Annotated in this window: 14 protein-coding genes; 8 read left to right on the top strand and 6 right to left on the bottom strand. The window is 75.0% G+C overall.

Annotated features, from left to right (window positions below):
• Positions 1 to 2,138: 2,138 nt before the first annotated feature.
• From AB0C22_RS23935 to AB0C22_RS23955, 5 genes are all read left to right on the top strand, one after another.
• Positions 2,139 to 2,624, top strand: coding sequence for a fibronectin type III domain-containing protein (locus AB0C22_RS23935; RefSeq protein WP_357537201.1), 486 nt, complete (start codon positions 2,139 to 2,141; stop codon positions 2,622 to 2,624).
• 184 nt (positions 2,625 to 2,808) lie between these two features.
• On the top strand, positions 2,809 to 5,433 hold the full coding sequence (locus AB0C22_RS23940) for a fibronectin type III domain-containing protein (RefSeq protein WP_357537117.1): 2,625 nt from the start codon (positions 2,809 to 2,811) through the stop codon (positions 5,431 to 5,433).
• A gap of 35 nt (positions 5,434 to 5,468) precedes the next feature.
• Positions 5,469 to 6,467, top strand: a complete 999-nt coding sequence (locus AB0C22_RS23945) for a MoxR family ATPase (RefSeq protein WP_357537119.1) — start codon at positions 5,469 to 5,471, stop codon at positions 6,465 to 6,467.
• 11 nt (positions 6,468 to 6,478) lie between these two features.
• Positions 6,479 to 7,663: a DUF58 domain-containing protein gene (locus AB0C22_RS23950; RefSeq protein ID WP_357537120.1), complete on the top strand. Its 1,185-nt coding sequence runs from the start codon at positions 6,479 to 6,481 to the stop codon at positions 7,661 to 7,663.
• Positions 7,664 to 7,752: 89 nt separating this feature from the next.
• A complete protein-coding gene (locus AB0C22_RS23955) occupies positions 7,753 to 9,987 on the top strand; it encodes a transglutaminaseTgpA domain-containing protein (RefSeq protein WP_357537193.1) in 2,235 nt (744 codons plus the stop codon).
• A 175-nt stretch (positions 9,988 to 10,162) separates the two neighbouring features.
• On the opposite strand, the gene AB0C22_RS23960 is transcribed toward AB0C22_RS23955, so the two are convergent.
• A complete protein-coding gene (locus tag AB0C22_RS23960; RefSeq protein WP_219463587.1) occupies positions 10,163 to 10,972 on the bottom strand; it encodes an SDR family oxidoreductase in 810 nt (269 codons plus the stop codon).
• Between the two features lies 1 nt (position 10,973).
• Entirely contained in the window at positions 10,974 to 11,993 is a 1,020-nt protein-coding gene (locus AB0C22_RS23965; RefSeq protein ID WP_357537122.1) for an LLM class F420-dependent oxidoreductase, read from the bottom strand.
• Positions 11,994 to 12,079: 86 nt separating this feature from the next.
• Between AB0C22_RS23965 and AB0C22_RS23970 the strand changes: the two genes are divergently transcribed.
• Positions 12,080 to 13,414 (top strand): low temperature requirement protein A, encoded by a 1,335-nt coding sequence (locus AB0C22_RS23970; protein WP_357537124.1) that lies wholly within the window; start codon positions 12,080 to 12,082, stop codon positions 13,412 to 13,414.
• A 98-nt stretch (positions 13,415 to 13,512) separates the two neighbouring features.
• On the opposite strand, the gene AB0C22_RS23975 is transcribed toward AB0C22_RS23970, so the two are convergent.
• Positions 13,513 to 14,211 carry a maleylpyruvate isomerase N-terminal domain-containing protein gene (locus AB0C22_RS23975; RefSeq protein WP_357537126.1) on the bottom strand — a complete coding sequence of 233 codons (699 nt, stop codon included), beginning with the start codon at positions 14,209 to 14,211 and terminating at the stop codon, positions 13,513 to 13,515.
• Between the two features lie 13 nt (positions 14,212 to 14,224).
• A complete protein-coding gene (locus tag AB0C22_RS23980) occupies positions 14,225 to 15,112 on the bottom strand; it encodes a phosphatase PAP2 family protein (RefSeq protein WP_219463591.1) in 888 nt (295 codons plus the stop codon).
• A gap of 399 nt (positions 15,113 to 15,511) precedes the next feature.
• Between AB0C22_RS23980 and AB0C22_RS23985 the strand changes: the two genes are divergently transcribed.
• Positions 15,512 to 16,135 (top strand): DUF3159 domain-containing protein, encoded by a 624-nt coding sequence (locus AB0C22_RS23985; protein WP_219470176.1) that lies wholly within the window; start codon positions 15,512 to 15,514, stop codon positions 16,133 to 16,135.
• Between the two features lie 344 nt (positions 16,136 to 16,479).
• On the opposite strand, the gene AB0C22_RS23990 is transcribed toward AB0C22_RS23985, so the two are convergent.
• Positions 16,480 to 19,377 carry a glycoside hydrolase family 48 protein gene (locus AB0C22_RS23990; protein WP_219470179.1) on the bottom strand — a complete coding sequence of 966 codons (2,898 nt, stop codon included), beginning with the start codon at positions 19,375 to 19,377 and terminating at the stop codon, positions 16,480 to 16,482.
• A gap of 901 nt (positions 19,378 to 20,278) precedes the next feature.
• On the opposite strand from AB0C22_RS23990, the gene AB0C22_RS23995 reads away from it, so the two are divergent.
• On the top strand, positions 20,279 to 21,775 hold the full coding sequence (locus tag AB0C22_RS23995) for a GH1 family beta-glucosidase (RefSeq protein WP_357537128.1): 1,497 nt from the start codon (positions 20,279 to 20,281) through the stop codon (positions 21,773 to 21,775).
• Between the two features lie 87 nt (positions 21,776 to 21,862).
• On the opposite strand, the gene AB0C22_RS24000 is transcribed toward AB0C22_RS23995, so the two are convergent.
• On the bottom strand, positions 21,863 to 22,276 hold the full coding sequence (locus AB0C22_RS24000) for a roadblock/LC7 domain-containing protein (protein ID WP_208569834.1): 414 nt from the start codon (positions 22,274 to 22,276) through the stop codon (positions 21,863 to 21,865).
• Positions 22,277 to 22,278 lie beyond the last annotated feature (2 nt).

Consider the following 22,278-nt stretch of genomic DNA (forward strand, 5'->3'; position numbering starts at 1 on the left):
CCCGTCAGTATCTCGGCATCCCCGGGGGTCAACCGCAGCCGCCCTCCCCCGCGCCACCGGCCGTCCCCCCGGCGGCTCCGCCATCGGCACCTCCCGGGTACGCCCCGGCGGCGGCCCCCCACCAGGGATACCGGCCCACCCCGACGCCCCGGCCCGAGTCTGCGCCACCGTCGCCCCATCCTGTCTCCGCGCCCCCCACCCCCGCCGCCCCGGGCCCACCGGCCCCGGCTGGACCAGCACCCTCCTCGGGCCAGCCCGCCCCTGCCGGCCAGCCGGTACGCCCGACGGCACCACGGCCGGGACCCGCCCCGGACACCGAGCCCCGGGTGCCACTGCCCCGGCAGATGTACGGGGTCCAGCCCACCCACCGGCCCGGCGCACCCCGGCCCCACCCGGCCTCCCCCGCCCCCCGGCCCCACCCGGCCTCCCCCGCACCGCAGTCGGGGCCACCGGCGGCACCGCCGGGCCCGCCACCCGCCGCCCACCCGGGGCCGGACGCCATCGCGGAGGCGGCACCACCGCGACGGCATGCGTCGTCCCCCGATCCGGTCTCCGGTGGTGCGCCGCCGACGTCGCCCTGGGCACCCCCGCGCCTCCAGCAGCCGCCCCACCCGTCGTCACCGGTCCCGCCGGGAGAGCCCACCCAGCCGGCTGCTCCCCTGTCCGTACCGCACCCCGGGCCGCCGGCCACGGTGCCACCCGGTCCACCGGCCCACCACGGGCAGCCGGTCCCCATCCCCGCCGGGCCGCCCACCGACCCCGGCCAGCCGACCGGGGCACCGGCCGGGGCACCCATCCGGCACGGCCAGCCGACCGCGCTTGCACCCGTGCCCACCATCGCCGGGTCGGTACGCCCCCTCCCCGCCGCCGAGCCGCCCACCCGGGCCGAGCCGCCCAGCGGGCCATCGGCCGGCACACCGGAACAGCCGACCGGGCCCGTCGACGTCTCCATGTCCCGTCGCCCCACGGAGCAGCGGCCCGGGCCAGCCCCGACCGGGGAGCGCACCACGTCGGGCTCTGCACCCGCCCACGCACCGGTGGCGAACCCGGCCGCGGCACCCGGCTCCGCCGCGGCAGCCGACCCGGTGGCGGCAGCCAACTCGGTGGCGGCAGCCGACTCGGTGGCGACTCCGGCAGCTCCACCCGCACCGGGCGCCGCCGCGACCCCGCCCGCGCCGGGTTGGGACCGGCCGACGGTACGGGTCCAGCAGATCGGGCCTCTGCTGGCGGAACCGCACAGCGGCCCCGGCCAGGCCCCGGCGGCAACCGCAGCCGACGACACGGCACGCGGGCCTGCCTCCGCCACCCCACCCGACCCGGCACCCACCCCAGCCGTCGACCACACCACAGGTCCGGCGTCCACGGCAGGGTCCGGCTTCGCAGCCCAGCCACCGCCGACAGCGACCGTGCCCTCTCCTGCGGATTTCCCACCGGCGTCCCCACCGTCGTCGGCGCACTCCTCACCACCGGTACCACCACGGACGGCACCAGGTCCCGCGTCGCCCCCACCCGCAGCCGCACCGCCGCCGGCCATGGTCACCCCGCCGGCAGTGGTACCGCCGCCACCGCGGGCCGGGCGGGATGCCGTCCCGGCCGATGCCCCCGATTCGCGGGGCTCCGCCGGGGGCACACCCGTCCCGGCCTCGACCGCCGGGCACCCCGCAGGTCTCGGCGGACCAGACGAGGACGACGATGCCCCCGCCGACGGCCCGACGTGGGGCGACGTGGCATCGGGGCGGTCGATCACCCTACCGCTGGCTCCGATGACCGAGCAGGCTCCCCAGCCGCCACCGACGACGGCACGGACCGCCGTACAGCCACCGGACACGGGACCAACCCCCGGCGCACCGTCGGCACCGGCAACCGGGCGGGGCTTCGAACCGCCACCGCCACCGGCATCACCGCCACCGCCACCAGCGGCACCGCCATCACCGCCAGCGCCACCACCGGCACCGGCATCCCCACCGGCAGCGGACAGTGCGCAGGAACTCAGGCCACCGGCCGCCCCCGAGCCGACGCGGCAGGTGGTCCCGCAGTCCGGGCCGCAGGCACCGGCACAGCCGGGTTCACCGACCGGCTCCGGTTCGTCAGCCGGGTACGACGGTGGACGTGGCACCGGCCGGGGCGTACCGCCGGAGGTGGAGGAGACGGGTTATCCGGAGCTGACGCCGTCGTACCCGACACGGGACGGACGCCCGCGCCGGCGGGGCCGGACGGTGGCCGTGGTGGTCGGGGTGGTGGTGCTCGCCGTCGGAGGCACGATCGGGGCGGTGACCCTGAGCCGGGACGCGGACGGGCCGCAGCGGTCGACCGGCACCGCGCCCCGGGAGACGGCGGGGCCGCCCCCGGCCGACCTGAAGTTGCGCGACGACGCCGCCACCATCACGGTCACCTGGTCCGATCCGAGCAACGGGTCGGTGCCGTTCATGGTCGCGGGTGGACGCACCGGTCGGGCGCTCGGGGTGATGGCCACCGTCGACCCCGGACAGACCAGCTTCACGGTCAACGGGCTGAACGCCGAGGTGAACTACTGCTTCACGGTGCTGGCGGTCTACTCGACGGACGCGTTCGCCACCTCCGGTCAGGTCTGCACCGACCGGGTCCGACCGTCGCCGAGCGGCTGACCGGTCGACGGCGACCGGCACCGCGACGGCACGTCGCCCCGGCATCCCGGAACGCTGGGTGTCCGAATCGGAACGGTACGGGTTTCGTCGTCCCGGAGTGGCCCCTATGATGGCCCACGGTTCAGGCGCGGGCGTCCGGCACCCGGCACGCCGCCCCGGGCCACCGGACGGAGGGCAGCCCGCTGTGGCCAGCATCGACGACGCCCCGAGCGCCGACGCCGGCACGTCCCGCCGACGTTCCCGGTTACGCGGCGGGCTGGTCACGGTCGGTACGGTGACCGCGTTGGTGGCGGCGTTGGGGCTCACCCTGCTCGGCCGGGGTGCCGCCGAGGACGCGTTGGCCAGCTTCGACGCCAGCAGTTGGTTGTGGAGCAGCACCCGCGGCGAGTTGGCCCGGGTCAACGGGATCACCGCCCGGGTGGACACCCGCAAGGAGGTCCCCGGGGCCCGGCAGCATCAGGTGCAGGTCACCCAGACCGACCAGTTGCTGATCCTGCGGGACCTGGAGACCGGTCAGGTCAGCGCGCTCGACCTGGCCACCCTCCAAATCACCGCGACCACCCCCACCACGCCGGGTCTCGGGGTCAACGTGGTGCTGCACGACGACGCCGCGTTCGTGGTGGACGCGGTGCGGGGGGTGGTGCGCCAGCTCGACCCCCGTTCGCTGGTGCCGGTGGGTGAGCCGGTGCTCTTTCCGCCGGGCATCACGGCCGGCGCGTTCGACGGTCGGGGCCGGCTGTGGATCGCGGTGCCGACGGAGGGCACCGTCTCGGCGGTCACCCCCGCCGCGCTGCCGTCCGGCCCGGTGTCGGGGGCGGCCGACGGTCGGGGTCCGCAGCGGGTGGAGACCCGTCCGGTGGCCGAACCGCACCACGAGTTGGCCCTGTCCACGCTGGACGACGGGGTGGCGGTGCTGGATCGGACCACCGGCACGTTGGTGACGGTCCGGGCCGGGCAGACCCGGCGTACCGTGCTCGGGGACGCCGCGGGTGGCGCGGTGCCGGCGCGGACCAGCGGCCCGGTGGTGCCGGTGACGATCGGCGGTGACCGGCGGGTGCTCGCGGTCGGTGACGGCCGGGTGGTCACCCGGTTCGTCGTGCCGGGCAGCGGCGACCGGGTCGGGCCGGCCGTCGCCTGGGCGGGCCGGTTCTACTGCGCCGACGGGGTCACCGGCGCGGTCTACGCCTTCGACGGCGACGGGCGGCTGGTGGAGACCATCCGCCCCGGCCGGGCCGCCGGCCCGTGGGAGCTGGAGGTGCGGGAGAACCACCTGTTCATCAACGCCCCCGGTGCGGCCACCGCCCGGGTGGTCGACGACGCGCACCGGGTGCGCACCGTCGACAAGTACGCCAACGACGTGCTGGGCGGGGACCCGCCGCCGGACCCGCCCCCGCCGCCTCCGCCGCCGAAACCCCGGGTGGGCAAGCCCGGTGCGCCCCGGCAGGTCACCGCCACCGCCGGTGACGCGCGGGCCCGGGTCGCCTGGCGACCGGCCGCCGCGAACGGTGCGGCCGTCCTGCGGTACGTGGTGGAGGGCGCCGGCCAACGTCACGAGGTGGGGGCGAACCAGCGGGCCGTGGAGATCACCGAACTGACCAACGGCGCGACGTACACGTTCTCGGTGCACGCGGTGAACGCGAAGGGCGACGGCCCCGCCCGGCGCAGCAACCCGGTGACCCCGACGTCGGCGGTGCCCGCCCCGCCGGCCGAGGTCACCGCGCAGGCCCGCGCCGACGGGACCGTGCTGGTGCGGTGGCCGGCCGCCGACGGGCAGGGCAACCGCATCGCCCGGTACGTGGTCACCGCGACCTCGGCTGGCGCGAGCGCCCCGGTCGGCGAGTCGCGCCGTACGGAGCTGGTGGTGCCGGCCGGCGAGTTGACGTACGGCACGCAGTACGCGTTCACGGTGACCTCGGTCAACGACCGGGGTGCCGCCTCGGCGGCCTCCCCGATCAGTGCCACTGTGGTGCCGTTCGCCGCTCCGGGGCAGCCGGTGGACCTGCGGGCGGCCACGGTGGCCGACCGGCCGGGCACGATCGCGGTGCGGTGGTCCCCGGCGGCGGCGAACGGCCGGCCGGTGAGCCGCTACCAGGTCGACGTGGGCGGGCGGACCAGCGAGGTGACCGACACCGCCACGACGGTCAGCGGGCTGGACGACGGGCAGAACGTGATGGTCCGGGTGAAGGCGGTCAACGAGGCCGGCCCGGGGCCGGAGGCCACCGCGACCGCGCGGACGGTGGCGGCGCCCCGGGTGACGGTGACCGGGTCCTCGGCGGAGGCGACGTCGGTGACGGTGACGTTCACCGTGGACGCCGGTGGTGGGGAGCCGACCTGCACCGCAGCCACCGGGGGGAAGAGCGCCACGGGCAGCTGCGCCAGCCTGCGGGTGACCGGCCTGACCCCGGGTACGGCGTACACGGTGACGGTCACGGCCAGCAACGCCGCCGGCCGGGGCACGGCTACCCGGGCGCAGGGCACCGACCCGCTCTACGGGGTGGCGACCTGCGTCAATGGGCCGGACGGCGACCAACGCACCTACTGCGACCGCGATGTGGACGGTCGCAACGGCAACGAGGTCTTCTCGGTGCCCCGGCAGGACAACGACGAACAGGTCGGTTGGGCGAAGCCGGGCACCCGGCTGCGGGCGTACTGTCGGCGGCAGGGCGAGAACGTCGACTCCTGGATCTACAACGACCAGAAGCAGTCCACCTGGTGGGTCCGGGTCGACTACCAGGGCCGCAACTACATCCCCTGGGCCTGGCTCAACCTGGCCGGCGGTGACGACATCGCCGTGCTGCCCACCTGTTGACCAGCGTCGCCGCAGCCGAGGAGCATCCCGCCGTCGTGAACGACACCCCCGCACCGCTCAGCCAGCCGGAGGTCCAGGGTTTCGCCGCCCTGGCCGCCCGGCTGGCGGAGAACGTCAACGCGGTCGTGCTGGGCAAGCCGGAGGTGGTGCGGTTGGCGTTGACCGCACTGTTCGCCCAGGGGCACGTGCTGCTGGAGGACGTGCCGGGGGTGGGCAAGACCACCCTGGCGCGGGCGGTGGCGGCGACGGTGCAGGGCCAGTGGCGGCGCATCCAGTTCACCCCGGACCTGCTGCCCTCGGATGTCTCCGGGGTGACGATCTTCAACCAGGCCACCCGGGGGTTCGAGTTCCATCCGGGGCCGGTGTTCGCCAACATCGTCATCGCCGACGAGATCAACCGGGCCTCCCCCAAGACCCAGTCGGCGCTGCTGGAGGTGATGGAGGAGCGGACGGTCACGGTGGACGGGGTCCGGCACCCGGTGCCGCAGCCGTTCCTGGTGGTCGCCACCCAGAACCCGGTGGAGATGGACGGCACGTACCGGCTGCCCGAGGCCCAGCTGGACCGGTTCCTGGTGAAGCTGTCGGTGGGGTACCCCGACGAGGCGGTGGAGGTGGAGGTGCTGCGCGGGGCGACGGTCCGCTCCCCCGACTCGCTGCAACCGGTCACCGACACGGCGACCGTCGGGGAGATGGTCCGGATGGCCCGCCGGGTGCACATCGCCGAACCCCTCTACGGGTACGCCGTCCGGCTGGCCACGGCGACCCGCCAGCACCCGCAGGTACGGGTGGGGGTCAGCCCCCGGGGGGTGATCGCGTTGACCCGGGCGGCATGCGCGTACGCGCTGATCGACGGCCGGGGGTGGATCATGCCGGAGGACCTGAAGGCGCTCGTCGAGCCGGTCTTCGCCCACCGGCTGCTGCTCACCGCCGACGCGCAGGTGCGCGGGGTGACCGCCGCCGACGTGCTGCGTCAGGCGGTGGCGTCGGTGCCGGTGCCGCTGCCGTCGGGCCAGTCGACCCCGACGCACGGCTGAGCGGGCCGGGCGTGGGGCTCACCGCCCGGGGTACCGGGCTGCTCGTCGCCGCGACCGCGTTGCTCGGCGCGGGGTTGCGGTTCGCGTACCCGGAGCTGGCCGTGCTGGGGGCGGCGGGCGCGGTGGCGGTCGGGCAGGCGGTGCTGGTGGCGGCCCGCACCCCCCGGCTGGTGGTGTCCCGCACCGCCGACCCGGACCGGGTGGCGGTGGGTGAGCCGGCGCGGATGGCCCTGACCGTCCGCAACGCCGGGCGGCTGCGGGTGGGCAGCCTGCTGGCCGAGGACCGGTGCGCGGGCCGGCCGGTGCCGGTGCCGGTGGTGCGGCTGCGTCCCGGCCGGGACACCGGCCTCGGGTACGACGTGCCGACCCGTCGACGCGGGGTGCTGCCGGTGGGGCCGCTGCGGGTGACCCGCCGCGACCCGCTGGGCCTGTCCGCCGCGACCCGCGCGTACGGGCCGACGGCGGTGGTCCGGGTGCATCCCCGGGTGCACCCGTTGACGGCGGTGCCGACCGGGGCGGGGCGCAGCCTGGACGGCCGGGTGGACGGGGTGCCACACGGGTCGATCACCTTCGACTCGCTGCGGGAGTACGTGGTCGGCGACGAGTTGCGCCGGGTGCACTGGCGGACCAGCGCCCGGGTGGGTGAGCTGATGGTGCGGGAGAACGTGGACACGTCGCTGCCCCGGATCGTGGTGCTGTTGGACAACCGGTCGGCCGCCCACCCGGACCGGGTCGGCGGGGTGGCCGGGTCGTTCGAGGCGGCCTGCGAGGCGGCGGCGTCGCTGGTGGTGGCCGCGTTCCGCCAGGACCTGCCGGTGGTGCTGCTGCTGGTGGACCCGGCCGACGACCGGACGGCTGACCCGCCGCTGGACCGGCTGGCCGCGGTGACCCTGACCGACCCCTCGGGCCGGGGGCCCGACGGCGCGACGACGGGTGACCGCGACGGTGCGGCGTTGGACGCCACCCTGACCCGGCTGCGCGCCGACCGGCCGGGCGACACGCTGGTCTTCCTCACCGGCCCCGGGGGCCGCGACGACGTCGGCCGGGTGGGCGCGCTGCGCGGGGCGTACCCGTCGGTGCTGGTGGGGGTGTTGGGGGCGGCCGGGCCGACGCCGACGGCGGCCGGGCCGGTGGTGCTCGACGCGGTCGACGGCGCGGCGTTCGCCGCCGCGTGGGACGCGACCGGCCGATGGTGACGGTGACCGAGCGGCCCGACGCCGCCCGACCGGACCGGGCGCGGGCGGGTGGCCCGGCCGGCGGTGGGCCGGGCCGGGCCGTCGCCCGGGTGCTGCGGGCGGCCGTGGTGCCGGTGACGCTCGTCGCCGCCATCGGCCTGGCCGGCGTGGCACTCGACCGGGTGTACGCCGGTGACCTGCTGACCCGGCTGGTGAGCGGCGCGGCCCTGGCGGCGGTGCTGGTCAGCGTGGCCGCCCGCCGGTTGCCGTCCTGGCAGGTGGCGCCGCTGTCGGTGGCCGCCATGCTCGGCGCGACGGCCTGGTCGGTGCGGCTCGCCGCCGCACACGCCGACCTGCCGGGCGGATTCCTCGACGTGACCGCCGACGCCGCCGCCAACGCGGTGCCCCGGCTGCTCACCGCGATGATCCCGGTCGAACCGGCCCCGGACACGGTGCTGGTGCCGGTGGTCGCCGCCTGGTTGGCCGGGCTGGCCGGTGCCGAGGTGGCGCTGCGGGCCGGTCGGGTGCTGCTCGGTTTCCTCCCGGCCACCGCGCTGTACGCCGGGGCCGTCTACGTCGTCGGCCCGAACGCGGAACCGGCGGTCGGGTCGTCGGTGGTCTTCGCCGGGCTGGTCGCGCTCGCCCTGGCCGCCGGCCGCACGCCGGGAGGCGACCCGGCCGCCGGGCTGCCGCCGGCCGTACGCGGCCCGGTGCGGGCCCGGGCGACGGTGGTCGCCGCCGCCGGGGTGGCGGTGGTGGTCGGGTCCGCCGCGCTGCTCGGGCCGGCCCTCGCCGGCCGGATCGACGACCGGCCGGTCGACCCGCGCCGCTACGTGCCACCGCCCCGGGTGGAGTCGTTGGACGAGAACCCGCTGATCCGGATCTCCGGCTGGGCGTTGGAGCCGCAGCAGAAGCTGCTGGACGTGTCGACCCGGGCCCCGGGCGAGGGGCCGACCACGATCCGGCTGGCCGTGCTCAGCGACTACGACGGGGTGACCTGGCGGGTCGGGGCGACCTACCGCACCGCCGGTCGGGTCCTGCCCGGCGGTGACCCGCAGGCGGCGGACACCGTCCGGCAGGAGATCACCGTGGCCGGGTTGACCGGCCGGCTGCTGCCCGCGGTGGCCACCCCCCGCACTGTCGACGGGGCCCGGGTGGCGTACGACCCGCAGAGCGGCACGTTGATCCGGCCGGAGGGGCTGACCCCGGGGTTGAGGTACACGGTCACCTCGGCGCGGGGACGGCTGGACGTGAACCTGCTCGCCACCGCCGACGTACCGGCCGGGGCGCAGGTGGCCCGGGTGCTGCGGGTGCCCGACGGGACGCCGGAACGGTTGCGCCGGCTCGCCACCCACCTGGCCGAGGAGAACGGCGCCCCGTACGCGCGGGCGGCGGCGGTGGAGCAGTTCCTCGCCGAGCACTACCGGCTGGTGGCGGACGCGCCGAGCGGGCACGCGTACCCGAACCTGGAGTTCTTCCTGTTCGGGCCGCGCGGTGGCGGCGGCCAGCGGGGCACCTCCGAGCAGTTCGCCGCCGCCTTCGCGGTGCTGGGCCGGTTGACCGGCCTGCCGACCCGGGTGGTGGTGGGGTTCACCGCCCGGGGTGACGGACCGGTGCGGGCCGCCGACGCGTACGCCTGGCCGGAGGTGCTCTTCGCCGGGGTGGGGTGGGTGCCGTTCGACCCCCGGCCCCGCCCGGACACCGCGCCCCGGCCGGTGGAGGACGACTTCCGGCCGGCCCCGCCGAGCCCGCCGCCGTCGGAGGTGCCCGAGCCGACCGCGACCCCACCGGCCACCCCACCGGCGGCGACCGCGCCGGGCCGGAGCACCGGGGAGCGCGGCGGGCCGACGCCGCTGCTGGTGGGGTTCGGCACCGGTGGGTTGCTGCTGGCGGGGCTGGTCCTCGCCGGGCTGGTCGGGTGCCGCCGGGCGCAGACCCGGGCCCGGTTGGGCCGGGGCGACCCGGGGACCCGGGTGGGCGGCGCGTGGCGGCACACCACCGACGCGCTGCGACTGTCGGGACGGCCGGTCGGCGGGGACCTCTCCGCCACCGAGGTCGCCGACCGGGCCCGCCGCGCCCTCGCCGAGGACACCGGCCGGGCCGAGGGTTCCCGCCCCGCCGGGGGTGCCGGCACCGGTGACCCCGGTGCGGACCCGGTGGGGTTGGCGGAACTCGCCGGGCTGCTCAACCAGGCGGCCTTCGCGCCGGGCACGCTGACCGACGCCCAGGCCGACCGGGCCCGGGACGTCGCCGTGGGGTACGCGGCGGCGCTGCGGGCGGCCCGGCCCCGCTGGCGGCGGTTGCTGTGGTCGGCACATCCCGGTCCCCTGCGCTGGCCCCGCTGACCGGTTCCCTGCCCCGGGAGACCGGGGCACGGTGAGGCCCGCCGGACCGGACGGTGGCGGGACGGGACCACCTCGACCGTGGGCCGGACCCTGGCGACGCGGAACCGGACCCCGGCAGCCCGGACCGGATCGTGGTGGGCCGGGGCCGGCTACGCCGGTGGTGGGCCGGGGCCGGCTACGCCGGTGGTGGGCCGGCGGCCCGCAGCCGGCGGACCAGTTTGCGCAGGCCCGCCTGCCAGCCGTCCGGGTCCTCGGCGCGGCGCAGCGCGTACCCGGCGACCTCGGGGTGGGGCAGGATGAGGAAGCGTTCCTCGGCGAGCCCGGCGACCGCCGCGTCGGCGACCTGGTCGGGGGTGAGCACCGGGCCGGAGGCGGCGATCACCCGGGCGGCCAGGTGGCCGGTGGCCAGCCCGTCGGCGAGCATCGGGGTGTCCACCCCCTGCGGGCACAGGGCGCTGACCCGGATGCCCTGGTCCCGGTAGGTGACCGCCAGCCACTCGGCCAGCCCGACCGCCGCGTGTTTGGTGGCCGTGTACGGGGCGTCGCCGACCGCCGTGAGCACCCCGGCTGCCGAGCAGGTGTGCAGCAGGTGGCCGCCGCCCCGGGCCAGCATGCCGGGCAGCACGGCGCGGGCGGCGTACACGTGGGCGAGCACGTTGACCCGCCAGGCGCGGTCCCAGTCGTCGTCGGGGGCGTCGATGCCGGCGCCGGTGGCCACGCCCGCGTTGGCGCAGAACAGGTCGATCCGGCCGTACCGTCGCTCGGTGTCGGCGACCAGGTCGCGGACCTGGCCCTCGTCGGCGGCGTCGACGGCGACCCCCCGGGCGACCGGGCCGACCGCCTCGGCGACGGCGGCGGTCGCGCGGGCGTCGAGATCGGCCAGGACGACGGCGGCGGCCCCTTCGGCGGCGAAGCGACGGGCCAGCGCCGCGCCGATGCCCCCCGCTCCCCCGGTGATCACCACCACCCGGTCGGTCAGGTTCATCTCAGCCCCGTTCCGTCGGCCGTCCGGCGTCCACCGCCGACGGCGGGCCCAGCCGGCTGATCAGCTCACCCAGGGCGGCGGCCCCACCGGCGGTCACCTCCGGGGTGGGCAGCAGGGCCAGCACCGGCACGTCCACGCCCGCGTCGGCGTAGCGGCGGACCTGGTCGCGGCAGTGCTCGGGCGAGCCGTGCAGGATCAGCGCGTCGACCACCTCGTCGGGCACGGCCGCGGCGGCGGCCCGCCGGTCACCTGCCGCCCAGGCCGCCCAGACCGGGCCGAGCACGTCCTCCCGCCCCAGCCAACGGTGGAACTCCGCGTACGCGGGGACGGTGAGGTAGCTGGTGATCAGCCGCCGGCCGAGGGTACGGGCGTAGCCGGCGTCCTCGGTGGGGCAGACGAAGATCCGGGCGACCACCTCGAAGCCGGGGCCGCGCCCGGTCAGCTCGGCGAGGGCCTGCGCGACGTCGTCGGCGGCCAGCCAGTTGAGGATCACCCCGTCGGCCTCGGCGGCGGCCAGCCGCAGCATCCCCGGGCGCAGGGCGGCCAGCAGCAGCGGCGGTGGGCTGGCCGGCGGGCGTTCCAGGGTGAACCGGCGCACCCGGAACGTGTCGAACGCCCCGTCGACCGTCTCGCCCCGCAGCGCCGGCCGGAGGAACCGCAGCAGGTCGCGGGTGCGCCGGAACGGCTCGGTGTACGGCACGCCGTTCCAGTCCCCCACCACCACCGGGGAGGACGCGCCGATGCCGAGGGCGAACCGGCCCGGGGCGGCCTCGGCCAGCGCCGCCGCGCTCATCGCTAGCAGGCCCGGCCCCCGGGTGAAGGCGGGGGTGATCGCGGTGCCCAGCCGCAGTCCGGGTTGCCAGGCGGCGGCCAGCGCCAGCGGGGTGAACGCGTCGGTGCCGTTGACCTCCGACGACCACAGGTCGGTGAAACCGGCCTCTGCCAGGGCCGCGTAGCCGGCCGCGTGCTCGGCGAGCGGGACACCGGTCAGCGGCACGGTGAAGCCCCATCGGTTCGTCATCCGGTCGATCGTGCCCGCTCGCCCCGGCCGGAACAAGGCCGGCACCGGGGTGGATTCGGCGATGCCCGCCGCCGCAGCCGCCCGGGATGTTACGAACCCCTGGTGGGCCGGGCCGACGGCGACTGCCGACGATCATGACGGGCGGCGAGGAGGCCGCTCCGCTGCGGCGTACCGGATCGGCCCAGCGGGCCACGTTCCTGGAACTCTTCTTCGACCTGGTGTACGTCTTCGCGCTCACCCGGATCTCGTTCCGCGCCTTCGAGGACCTGGCCCTGGAGCCCGGCGGCACCACCGGCTGGTCCCCGGTCACCGGGGGCGTCAAGACGCTGCTGCTGCTGCTGCTCGCGCTCTGGGCGGTCTGGCAGGGCACCGCGTGGACGACCAGCCGGTACGACCCGCACCACGGCTGGCTCCAGTTCGTGGTGATCACCGCCCTGATCGGCAGCATGGTGATGGGGGTGGCGATCCCCCACGCGTTCACCTCCACCGGGCTGGCGTTCGCGGTGGCGTACGTGGTGACGCAGGTGTCCCGCCCGGGTCTGCTGCTGCTGGCCCTCGGCAGCCACGAGTACCGGCGGCTCAAGCTGCGCATGCTCGTCACCTTCGGCGCGACCGGGGTGCTCTGGCTGACCGGGGCGTTCCTGTCGCCCACCCCCCGGGGGCTGCTCTGGGCGCTGGCACTGGTCGTGGAGTACCTGGCCGCCCGGTTCGGGTGGCCGGTGCCGGGGCTGGGCCGGTCGAGGGCGAGCCGCTGGGACGTCGCCGGGGAACACCTGGCCGAGCGGTACCAGCAGTTCTTCCTGGTCGCGTTGGGCGAGACGATCCTGGTGGGCGGGCTGGCGTACAGCACGGGTCCGTTCGACCCGGCCCGGACCGGCGCGTTCGCGGTGGCGTTGGTGACCTCGGTGCTGCTGTGGCGGATCTACGTGCAGCGGGCCGGGCAGGTGCTCGCCGAGGCGGTGGTGCGGTCCCGGCACCCGTCGGACACCGGCCGCTCGGCGGCGGACACCCACCTGGCGATGGTGGTGGGGCTGGTCGGTACGGCGATCGGGTACGAGCTGACCATCGAGCACCCGTTCACCTCCCCGGAGGCGGCGTGGGTGGTGCTGGTGGTGGGCGGCCCGGTGCTCTTCCTGCTCGCCCGCGCCCGCTTCGAGTACGAGGTCTTCGGCCGGGTGTCGCCGTCGCGGTGGCTCGCGGCGGTGCTGCTGGTCGTGCTCTTCCCGCTGCTGCTGCACGTGGTGCCGCTGGTCTCCGCCACGGTGGCCGCGCTGGTGCTCGGCGGGGTCGCGGCGGCCGACGCCCGCCGGGCCCGGGGCCGCCCCCCCGGAACCCCCCGCCCCACCCCTGTAACCACCCCACCCCACCCGCCCCGCCGGGTGGGCCTGACCCCGGTGATCAAGAAGTTTGCGTCACGTTGATGATCAGAACTGACGCGAACCTCTTGATCACCGGGGCACAGTCGCGGGGGCACAGCAGCGGGAGCCAGCAGCGCGGGGCACAGCAGCGCGGGGGTGGGTCAGGTGGGGGCGGTGAGGAACAGGTGGGGCCAGGGTTGCGCCGTGACGATCCGCCGCTCGGCGGCGGTGAGCGGGGCCCGGCCGGTGGTCTTGCGGACCAGGGTGAGACGGTCCCAGCCGAGCCCGTCCGGCACCGGTCGTCCCCCGGTGACCAGGTCGGCGATCACCCGCGCGGCGGCGGGGGTGAGCCACGGCTCGCGGTGCAGCGCCACCGCCAGGTCCAGCCCGTGCACGCCGACCTCCACCACGCGGGTCACCAGGAACTCGTGCACCGTCATCGGGTCACCGTGGCGGGTGCGGACGACCCGGTCGGCGGGCTGCGCCCGCACCGCCGCGTCGGTGGCCCGCCAGGCGGCGGTGAAGGCCGCGGCGGTCGTCACCGCTTCCGTGGACCCGGTCGGGGCGGCGGGATCGCGGGCCGCCCGCCGGGCGCTGGCGATCCGGTCGGCGTCGACCTGGGGGGTGAACTTCGCCGGGCCGAAGTAGCCGGCGGCGTCCACCTCGGCGCGCGGCGGCGCGGGCGCGGCGAGCATGTCGACCAGGCGTCCGGCACCCGCGCGGACGTGGGCGACGAGGTCCCGGACCGCCCAGGGCGGGCACGGGGTGGGCCGGTCCGGGTCCGCGTCGGTCAGCGTGGCCAGGACCACGACCAGCCGGGCACATTCGACTCGGAATGCCGTACCGGCCAGCGACGTCATGGTCGGGAGGTCCTCAACCCTTCCAGCGGGGCACCAGGCGGTGCACGGACAGCAGCACCAGCGCCGCCACCACCCCCATGGTGCCGGCGATCCCGGCGGCGCTGCCGGCGTACCCGATGAACAGGGTGCGGCGGGTCAGCTCGTCCACCGGCGTCTGCTGCTGGTCGAGCAGGCCGGACAGGGCGATGCCGCAGCCGAGGACGGCGAGCAGACCGCCGATGCCGAGCACGCTGGCGGCCACCTTGTGGGCGTCGTCGGGAGCGACCTGCGCCTGCTCGTGCTGGAAGATCAGCAGGAGCAGCCCGGCCAACGCCGCCCAGGCCCCGACCACCAGGAACGCGGCGATCGCGTCGCTGGGCCGGTGCCAGCCGGCGGAGAGGGTGGCGACCCCGGCGACGGCCGCGTACGCGGTGCCGAGGAACGCCCCGAGGACGCGCACCTTGGCCGGCAGCACCAGGATCAGCGCCAGCGCCACCGAGGCGGCGATGGTGGTGTGTCCACTGGGCAGGCTGTTGCCGACCGCGTCGCGTTGCGGGTCGATGCCGAGCGCGGGTCGGTCGATGACGTACTTGAGCACCTGGGTGGTGACGTTCGCCCCGGCGATCAGCAGGGTGGCCGAGATGGCGAGCGCCTTGCGGCCCCGGATCAGGGCGATGAAGAAGATCACCACCATGGCCGCCAGCAGGGAGACCACCGACATGGCGTTGAGGATCCGGTTGACCAGCCCGTCGATGCGGTCCTGGCCGATCCGGTTGCCGGTCAACGCGACCGTGTCGAGCCACTGCCCGGTGCCGGTGTGCACGGCGAACCGCCACACCAGCAGGAAGGCCGCCGTCTGGGCCAACGCCAGCACGACCAACCAGACCGCGGTCCAACCCCTTGCCGTCGCTCGCACCCGCACACCGTAGCGGCATGACCGGCACGTCGCGCGGGGGCCCACCGGCTCGACCCGGATACCTTGACACCCGGACCACGGGAGGTGACGGTGACCGGCACACCGCAGCACGGACGATCGACCCGGCAGCCGCCGTCCGGGGACCCGCCGGCACCGCCGCCGCACGGGCCGTCCCCGCAGCCACCGGCCGGGAACCCGCCGGCCGGACGGTCCGCCGCCGCGCCCACGGCGACCGGCCAGCCGACCGCCGCACCACCGCCGGCCGGGGACCCGGCGGCACCGCACGGGCCGGCACCGCACGGGCCGGCACCCCACGGGCCGGCACCCCACGGGCCGGCACCGCACGGGCCGGCACCGCACGGGCCGGCACCGCAGCCGCCGGAGCAGGGAGATTCGTTGGCCGGTCTGCTCGGTGGGCGCGGTGGCGCGGTCGACGCGACCCTGCCGCCGGTCGCGTTCACCATCGGCTGGCTGGCCACCGGGCGGTCCGTCGTCGGCGGGGTCGCCGTGGCCGTGCTGGCCGGTACGGCGGTGGCGTTGTGGCGGTGGCGGCGCGGGGACCGTCCCCGGGCGGTGCTGATCGGGTTGCTGGCGGTCTGCCTGGCCGCGGTGGTGGCGTTGCGCACCGGCCGGGCCGCCGACTTCTTCGCGGTGCAGGTCTTCTCCAACCTCGCCAGCGCGCTGGTCTGGATGGTGAGCATCGTGGTACGCCGGCCGCTGCTCGGGGTGGTCGTCGGGGCGGCGCTGCGCCAGCGCGGGCGGTGGCGGCGCGACCCGGCGCTGCTGCGGGCGTACGGGCGGGGCAGTTGGGTGTGGGCGGCGACGTACGTCGTGCGGGTGGCGGTGTTCCTGCCGCTGTGGCTGGGCGGGCAGGTGCTCGCGTTGACCGTGGCCCGGGTCGCGCTGACCTGGCCGCTGGTGGCGGCGGCGCTGACGGTGAGCTGGGTGGTGATCCGCCGGTCGCTACCGACCGGTCATCCGGGGCTGCGACACCCGGTGGACCCCGCTGAGGCGCGGCCGGAGGGCTGAGGCGCGGCCGGGCCACGGCCGATGGCCGGGGGCTGAGGTGTGGTCAGGGGTGGAGACGTTAATGGAGAGGCCGCCACGGGGGGAGCGGCCTCTCCGATCAACACGGTACTCCGTCAGGTGGCGTCGCGTTATCCCGCGCGCCCTCTTTTTTCACAGCCCTTTCCCGCCGGAGCGGGAAAGGGGATGGTGGGGTGGGCCGGCCGTTCCGCTGCGTCGGCCGGACGGTCGACCCACCCCCGGCCTGACCGTGGGAATCAGGCCGCCCGCCGACCGGGCGTCCGCTCCCCCGGGCCCGGTCGGCCTCCGGGTGGGCGGCGCCGCGCCACCCACCCGGCAGGGTCAACTCAGCCGTTCGGGAAGAGCATCCCGTAGTCCGCGTACGCCATGGCGATGTCGGACTGGGCCCAGAACCGGTGGTAGTTGAACGTCGGCTCGGGGCCGCCCTTGAGGTACGCGTCGACCTTCGGCCAGTCCGGGTCGTTCTTGTAGAACGACCGGATGTCCAGGAAGCTCTTGCCGGCGGCGATGGTGTCGCCGTTGGGCATCTTCCCGGTCCAGCCCGGCGGCACGTAGAGGCCCTGGCCGTCGGCGGCGTTGTAGACGTCGTCGAAGCGCTTGTAGTCGCCGCGCGTCTCCGTCGTCGACACACCCTTGCTGTCGCTGGCCGCCGAGAGCGCGTCCAGCAGACCCTTCGCGGTGGTCTTGGCCTGCGTGTTGCCGGACTTGGCCGCGTACGCGATCAGGGTCCGGGCGAGGGAGCCGGTGACGCCGACGTCCTGACCCGTGGAGCTGACCTCGACGTGCAGGCCGGTGTTGGACGCCGGGCTGCTCGGGTTCCAGTTGGCGGGCTGGCCCGTCCACTTCAGCTCGGACGGAACCGCCCAGTTGGTGCCCAGCTTGGTGTTGGCGATCGCCCACGGCACCCACTTGTCGAGCAGCGCCTTGGCCTTGGTGTTGCCGGTCTCCAGGTACAGCTCGGCGATGCGCTGCATCGACCAGACCTGCATGCCGAACCACTGGTTCGACGGCGGGTCGTTGTAGACCGGGTCGACGTCGTAGAACATGCCGTAGAAGGTGGCGGTGCCGGCCGGCGGCTGGGCGTAACTACCGTCCCAGCTGTTGGTGGCGCCACCAGCGATGCCGCCCTCGGCGGACTGGAGCCAGGTGTAGAACTCCAGCTGCCGGTCGAAGCTCTTCTGCCAGTCCGCGACCGCGGTCGGGGACTTCGGCTTGAGCTCGCTGATGTTGGTCATCGCCCAGGCCGCGAACGGGTTCTGGTAGCCGAAGTGGTTGTGGCTGGAACCGATCCGCCAGGACCAGCCCGCGCTGGCGTCGTACGCGCCACCCCAGGCGTAGTACCAGGACAGCAGGTAGTGCGCCGAGTCCTTGCCGGTGCCGGCGGCGCAGGTGCTGGCCCCGACGCAGTTGCCGATCTTCTTGAAGTACTTGTCGAACATCGCGTACCGCAGGTAGTCGCCCATCTTGGCGGCCTTGGCCACGGTGGCCGCGACGTCGGCCTGCTTGCCCTGCGCCTTGGCCCAGGTCAGCGCCCAGTACGCGGCCTGCACGGCGCGGGCGTCGGCGTCCGGGGCGTTGGTGTACTTCCACTGCTTGGCCGGGGCACCCGAGTCCTTGACGAACAGGTCGAGGTAGCCGTACTGGCCGCCGTGCTTGAAGGTGTCGCAGGAGGGCTGCGGGATGGTCTCCCACACCGACTCCTGGGTGCCCCGCTGGAAGGTGTTGATGTAGGCCGGCTTGGTGGTGCCGTCACCGCAGCGGCCGAAGCCGTAGGTGTTGTCGACGTCCATCAGCCAGTGCATGCCGTAGATGTCGCCGGTGCCGTAGGTGGACTGCAGCTCCGAGCGCAGCGGGTCCTGGCCGACCGGGACGCTGGCGTTCAGCGCCGACGGGTACTGGCTGGGCAGGTTGTACTCGGAGGCGTACTGCGGGGTGCCGGCGACACCCGCGGTGGGCTGGTCGGCGTGCGACGGGATGATGTACTTCTCCATCACCGTCCAGGCGTTGTTGAACGGGGCCCAGTTCTGGGTGACCCGGCCGTAGTAGGCCTCCAGCCACAGCCAGTAGCTGAACGCCTCGGAGGTGGTCTCGTGGCCGTGGTCGGGCGCCTCGACGATCAGCGTCTCGATCGAGTGGTACGGCACGCCCTCGGGGCTGAAGTAGCCCGAGTTCTTGATCTTGCCGTACTGGTCGAGGAACTTCGCCACGTAGGCGTTGTCCCCGCCGGGGGTGTCGTTGTCGATCTCGGTGGCGGTGACCACCACCGAGGAGACCCCGGTGCCGGCCGCGGTGATGGTGGCGGTGCCACCGGCGGTGTCGGTGTCCTCCGCCGCGGCGACCGTGACGGTGGCCCCGGTGTTCCAGTTGCTCGGGGTCAGCGTGACGCTGGCCGGCGAGACCGTGATGTCGGTGTCACCGGCACGGGTGATGGCGACCGGCACGTTGCCCGAGGGCGCGGCGCTGAGCTTGAGGTTGAAGGTGGTGCTGCCACCCTCGTTGACGCTCACCGTGGACGGCGTGGCGACCAGCGCCGGGCCGGTGGCCGGGTTGACGGTGAACGACTTCTCCGCCACGCCGATGCCGTTGGCGTTGTCGTACGCCTTGGCCTGGACCGTGTAGCTGCCGGACGGCAGCGAGGTCAGCGTGTACGCGTACGGCGCGGAGGTGTCGGTGTTGACCAGCATGCCGTTGCGGTAGAACTCGACCTTGCTGATCGTCCCGTCCGGGTCGCTGGCGGTGGCGGTCAGCGGCACGTCGGCCGGCGCGGTGAACGGGCCGGCGGGCACACCGAGGGAGACCGTCGGCGGCTGGTTGGCCGGGGTGCCGTTGCACGGGGTGCCGTTGAGGGTGAACGACGTCGGCTTCGGGTTGCTGCCCGAGTAGGAGCCGTTGAACCCGATGGTGGTGGAGGCCCCGGTCCCGATGTTGCCGTTGTAGGACTCGTTGGTGGCGGTGACCTCGCTGCCGCTCTGGCTCCACTTCGCCGACCAGCCCTGGGTGACCCGCTGGCTGCTGTTCGGGAAGGTCCACTTGAGCGACCAGCTGCTGAGCGCGTCACCCATGTTCTTGATGGTGACGTTCGCGGTGAAGCCGCTGCCCCAGTCGTTGGTGGCGTAGACCACGTCGCAGGCCGGCGCGGCCTGGGCCGCGCTGGCCGGCAGGCCCACCCCGCCGATGGCGAGTGCGGTGGCGGCGAGCATCGCCGTGCGGCGACGTCTTGCCATGAGTCTCATGTGCGCGGTGTCTCCTCGGACCGGGCCGGGGCTGCGGGCCCCGGCGGAGGCACCTCCACGCGCGGATACAGGGGTGCGCGGGGGGACGGAGGCGCCGGAATGGTGGTCGGTCCGGCCGATGGGCCGGGGCAGGGACGGGGTACGGCCGAGCAGGCCGGCCGTGCCGTTCCTTCGGGTGCCGTCCGGGAGACCCGGATGCCCTCGGCGACCCATCACTCGCGCGTGTTTGGCTCCGCTGCGTTGATTCGACAGTGTGCCATGGAAGCGCTCCCACGACAACTACCAGTATCGAAACGCAGGTCGATGTTTCGATCTCGTTTAGGGGCTTTCACAAAGCCGTGACGGGCGTTACAGTCGCAGCATCGCCGATGGGAGCGCTTCCATCGACGGAGATGCAACAAGTGAAGGTCAGAACCGTGGTCGCCCGACCACGGGGTTCAGCCCGAAAGGCTGACGACGGGCCAGCCCGGACACCGTCGCCAGCCATCATCCCACCATCACGGAGGGAGGTGGAACCAGAGCCACTCGCGTGGCCCGGCTCCCGCGCGACACGCACGGCCGGACGCCAATTCGAGCGTGCGTGTGTGCAACACAGGTGGGGACGGGGGTTGCCCTCCCCCGTCCCCACACTAAACCCCCGTACTCGACGGGAAAAGAGGCCGACGGGTCAGGCGTGCGCGCCGCCCGGCCGGCCTCGATCGCTATCTGCCCCTCGGCAGTTGGGCCGACCGTCCCCACGACGGCGCCCGTCACACTCCCGATTCCCCATCCCGGCCGCCCACGCGCGGCCCTCTAGGCTGGCGGCCCGCCCCGAGGCGGCCGGGCCGTCGCACGCCCGCGCTGGGAGCGCTCCCGGCCGTCGGGGTGGCCCGCACCCTGAGGAGAAACATCCATGTCGATACTCACCCGGCGACGCCTGCTGCGCCGCGCCGCGCTCTCCGCCACCGCCACCGCCGGCGCCGGGCTCACCGCCGCCACCGGTGCCGGTGGCCTGGTCGCGGCCACCGGCACCCTGGCCGCCGGCTGCGACACGCCGAAGGGTGGCGATCCGGCGCCCGACCCCGCCACGGAGCGGCTGCGGTTCCCCCACGACTTCGGCTGGGGTGCCGCCACCTCGGCCTACCAGATCGAGGGCGCCGCCAAGGAGGACGGCCGGGGCGAGTCGGTCTGGGACACCTTCAGTCACACCCCCGGACGCACCCACAACGGCGACACCGGTGACGTGGCCGCCGACCACTACCACCGCTGGGCCGACGACCTGGACCTGATGCGCGACCTCGGGCTGCGCAGCTACCGGTTCTCCGTCTCCTGGCCCCGGATCCAGGCCGACGGCACCGGCAAGCCCAACCAGCGCGGGCTCGACTTCTACAAGCGGCTCGTCGACGGGCTGCACGAACGCGGCATTGCCCCGATGGTCACCCTCTTCCACTGGGACCTGCCGCAGGCGTTGCAGGACGAGGGCGGCTGGGAGAACCGGGACACCGCCCACCGGTTCGCCGACTACGCCGACGCGGTCTTCCGGGGCATCGGCGACCAGGTGCCGGTCTGGTTGACCATCAACGAGCCCAAGACCGTGGTGCAGAACGGCTACCTCTGGGGCCACCACGCCCCCGGCCGACAGGACGCCGACGCCGCCTACCTGGTCGCCCACCACCTCCAGCTCGCCCACGGCCTCGCCGTCCGCGCGCTGCGCGCCACCGGCTACGACACCCGCATCGGCCCGGCGCTCAACCTGCACCCGTGCTACCCCGCCGACGACAGCCCCGCCGCGGCCTCCGCCGCCAAGCTGCACGACGGGTACGAGAACCGCCTCTACCTGGACTCCATCCTCACCGGGGCCTACCCGGCCGACGTGCTGGCCGACCTCGGCCCGGACAGCCGGATGGTCCGGGGCATCCACGACGGCGACCTGGGAATCATCTCCAGCCCGGTGGACCTGCTCGCGGTGCAGTACTACACCCCGCTCTACCTGACCGGCAACGGCAACACCGTCACCCGCTGGCCCACCAGCGAGGCGGACTGGCAGCAGATCTACCCGCAGGGCATGTACGACACCCTGACCCGGGTCACCCGCGACTACGGCCCGATTCCGATCACCGTCACCGAGAACGGACTGCCCTGCCCCGACACCCTCGGCCCGGACGGCACCGTCGACGACGCCGGCCGGATCGCCTTCCTGCGCGACCACTTCACCGCCGCCCACCGGGCCATCGCCGACGGCGTACCGCTGGAGAGCTACCACGTCTGGTCGCTGCTGGACAACTTCGAATGGGCCGAGGGGTACGACCAGCGCTGGGGGCTGGTCTATGTGGACTACCCGACCCAGCGGCGCGTCCTGAAGCGCAGCGCCCACTGGTACCGCCAGGTCATCCGGGACAACGGCCTGTAGGGACGTCGACCGGGAACCCGGCGACGGGGGCACCACCGGCACGGCCGGACCGCGTGGGGGCGGTCCGGCCCGGCACCCGACCGACCGTCAGCGGGGCAGTGCCTGCTGGAGTTCCGCGCGCAGCGCCGGGGTCAGCATCTCGCCGGCCTGCTTGGCCAGCCGGGCCATCTCGTAGCCCACCACGCCGATGTCCGCGTCCGCGCCGGCCAGGGTGGCCAGGATCGAGCCGTCGCGGATCTGCATGACCAGGAAGTAGCCCCGCCCCATCTCGACCACCGTCTGCTTGACGATGTCGCCGTCGAACATCTGGGCGGCACCCGCGGTGATGCTCATCAACCCCGAGGTGACCGCGGCCAACTTGTCCGCGTGGTCCCGGGGCAACTGCGCCGAGATCGCGACCAGCAGACCGTCCGAGGAGACCACCACCGCGTGCGCCACGCCCGGCACCCGCTCCGCGAACGCGTTGACCAACCAGTTCAGGTCACGCGCCTCCTGACTCAGCG

The sequence above is a fragment of the Micromonospora sp. NPDC048894 genome (assembly GCF_040649765.1).
Lineage (GTDB): Bacteria > Actinomycetota > Actinomycetes > Mycobacteriales > Micromonosporaceae > Micromonospora > Micromonospora antibiotica.

Bases quoted from the DNA above. Each gene is read 5' to 3' on its own strand.
- AB0C22_RS23965 (WP_357537122.1), bottom strand. From the start codon at position 11,993: ATGACGAACCGATGGGGCTTCACCGTGCCGCTGACCGGTGTCCCGCTC.
- AB0C22_RS23970 (WP_357537124.1), top strand. From the start codon at position 12,080: ATGTTACGAACCCCTGGTGGGCCGGGCCGACGGCGACTGCCGACGATC.
- AB0C22_RS23960 (WP_219463587.1), bottom strand. From the start codon at position 10,972: ATGAACCTGACCGACCGGGTGGTGGTGATCACCGGGGGAGCGGGGGGC.
- AB0C22_RS23995 (WP_357537128.1), top strand. From the start codon at position 20,279: ATGTCGATACTCACCCGGCGACGCCTGCTGCGCCGCGCCGCGCTCTCC.
- AB0C22_RS23990 (WP_219470179.1), bottom strand. From the start codon at position 19,377: ATGGCAAGACGTCGCCGCACGGCGATGCTCGCCGCCACCGCACTCGCC.
- AB0C22_RS23975 (WP_357537126.1), bottom strand. From the start codon at position 14,211: ATGACGTCGCTGGCCGGTACGGCATTCCGAGTCGAATGTGCCCGGCTG.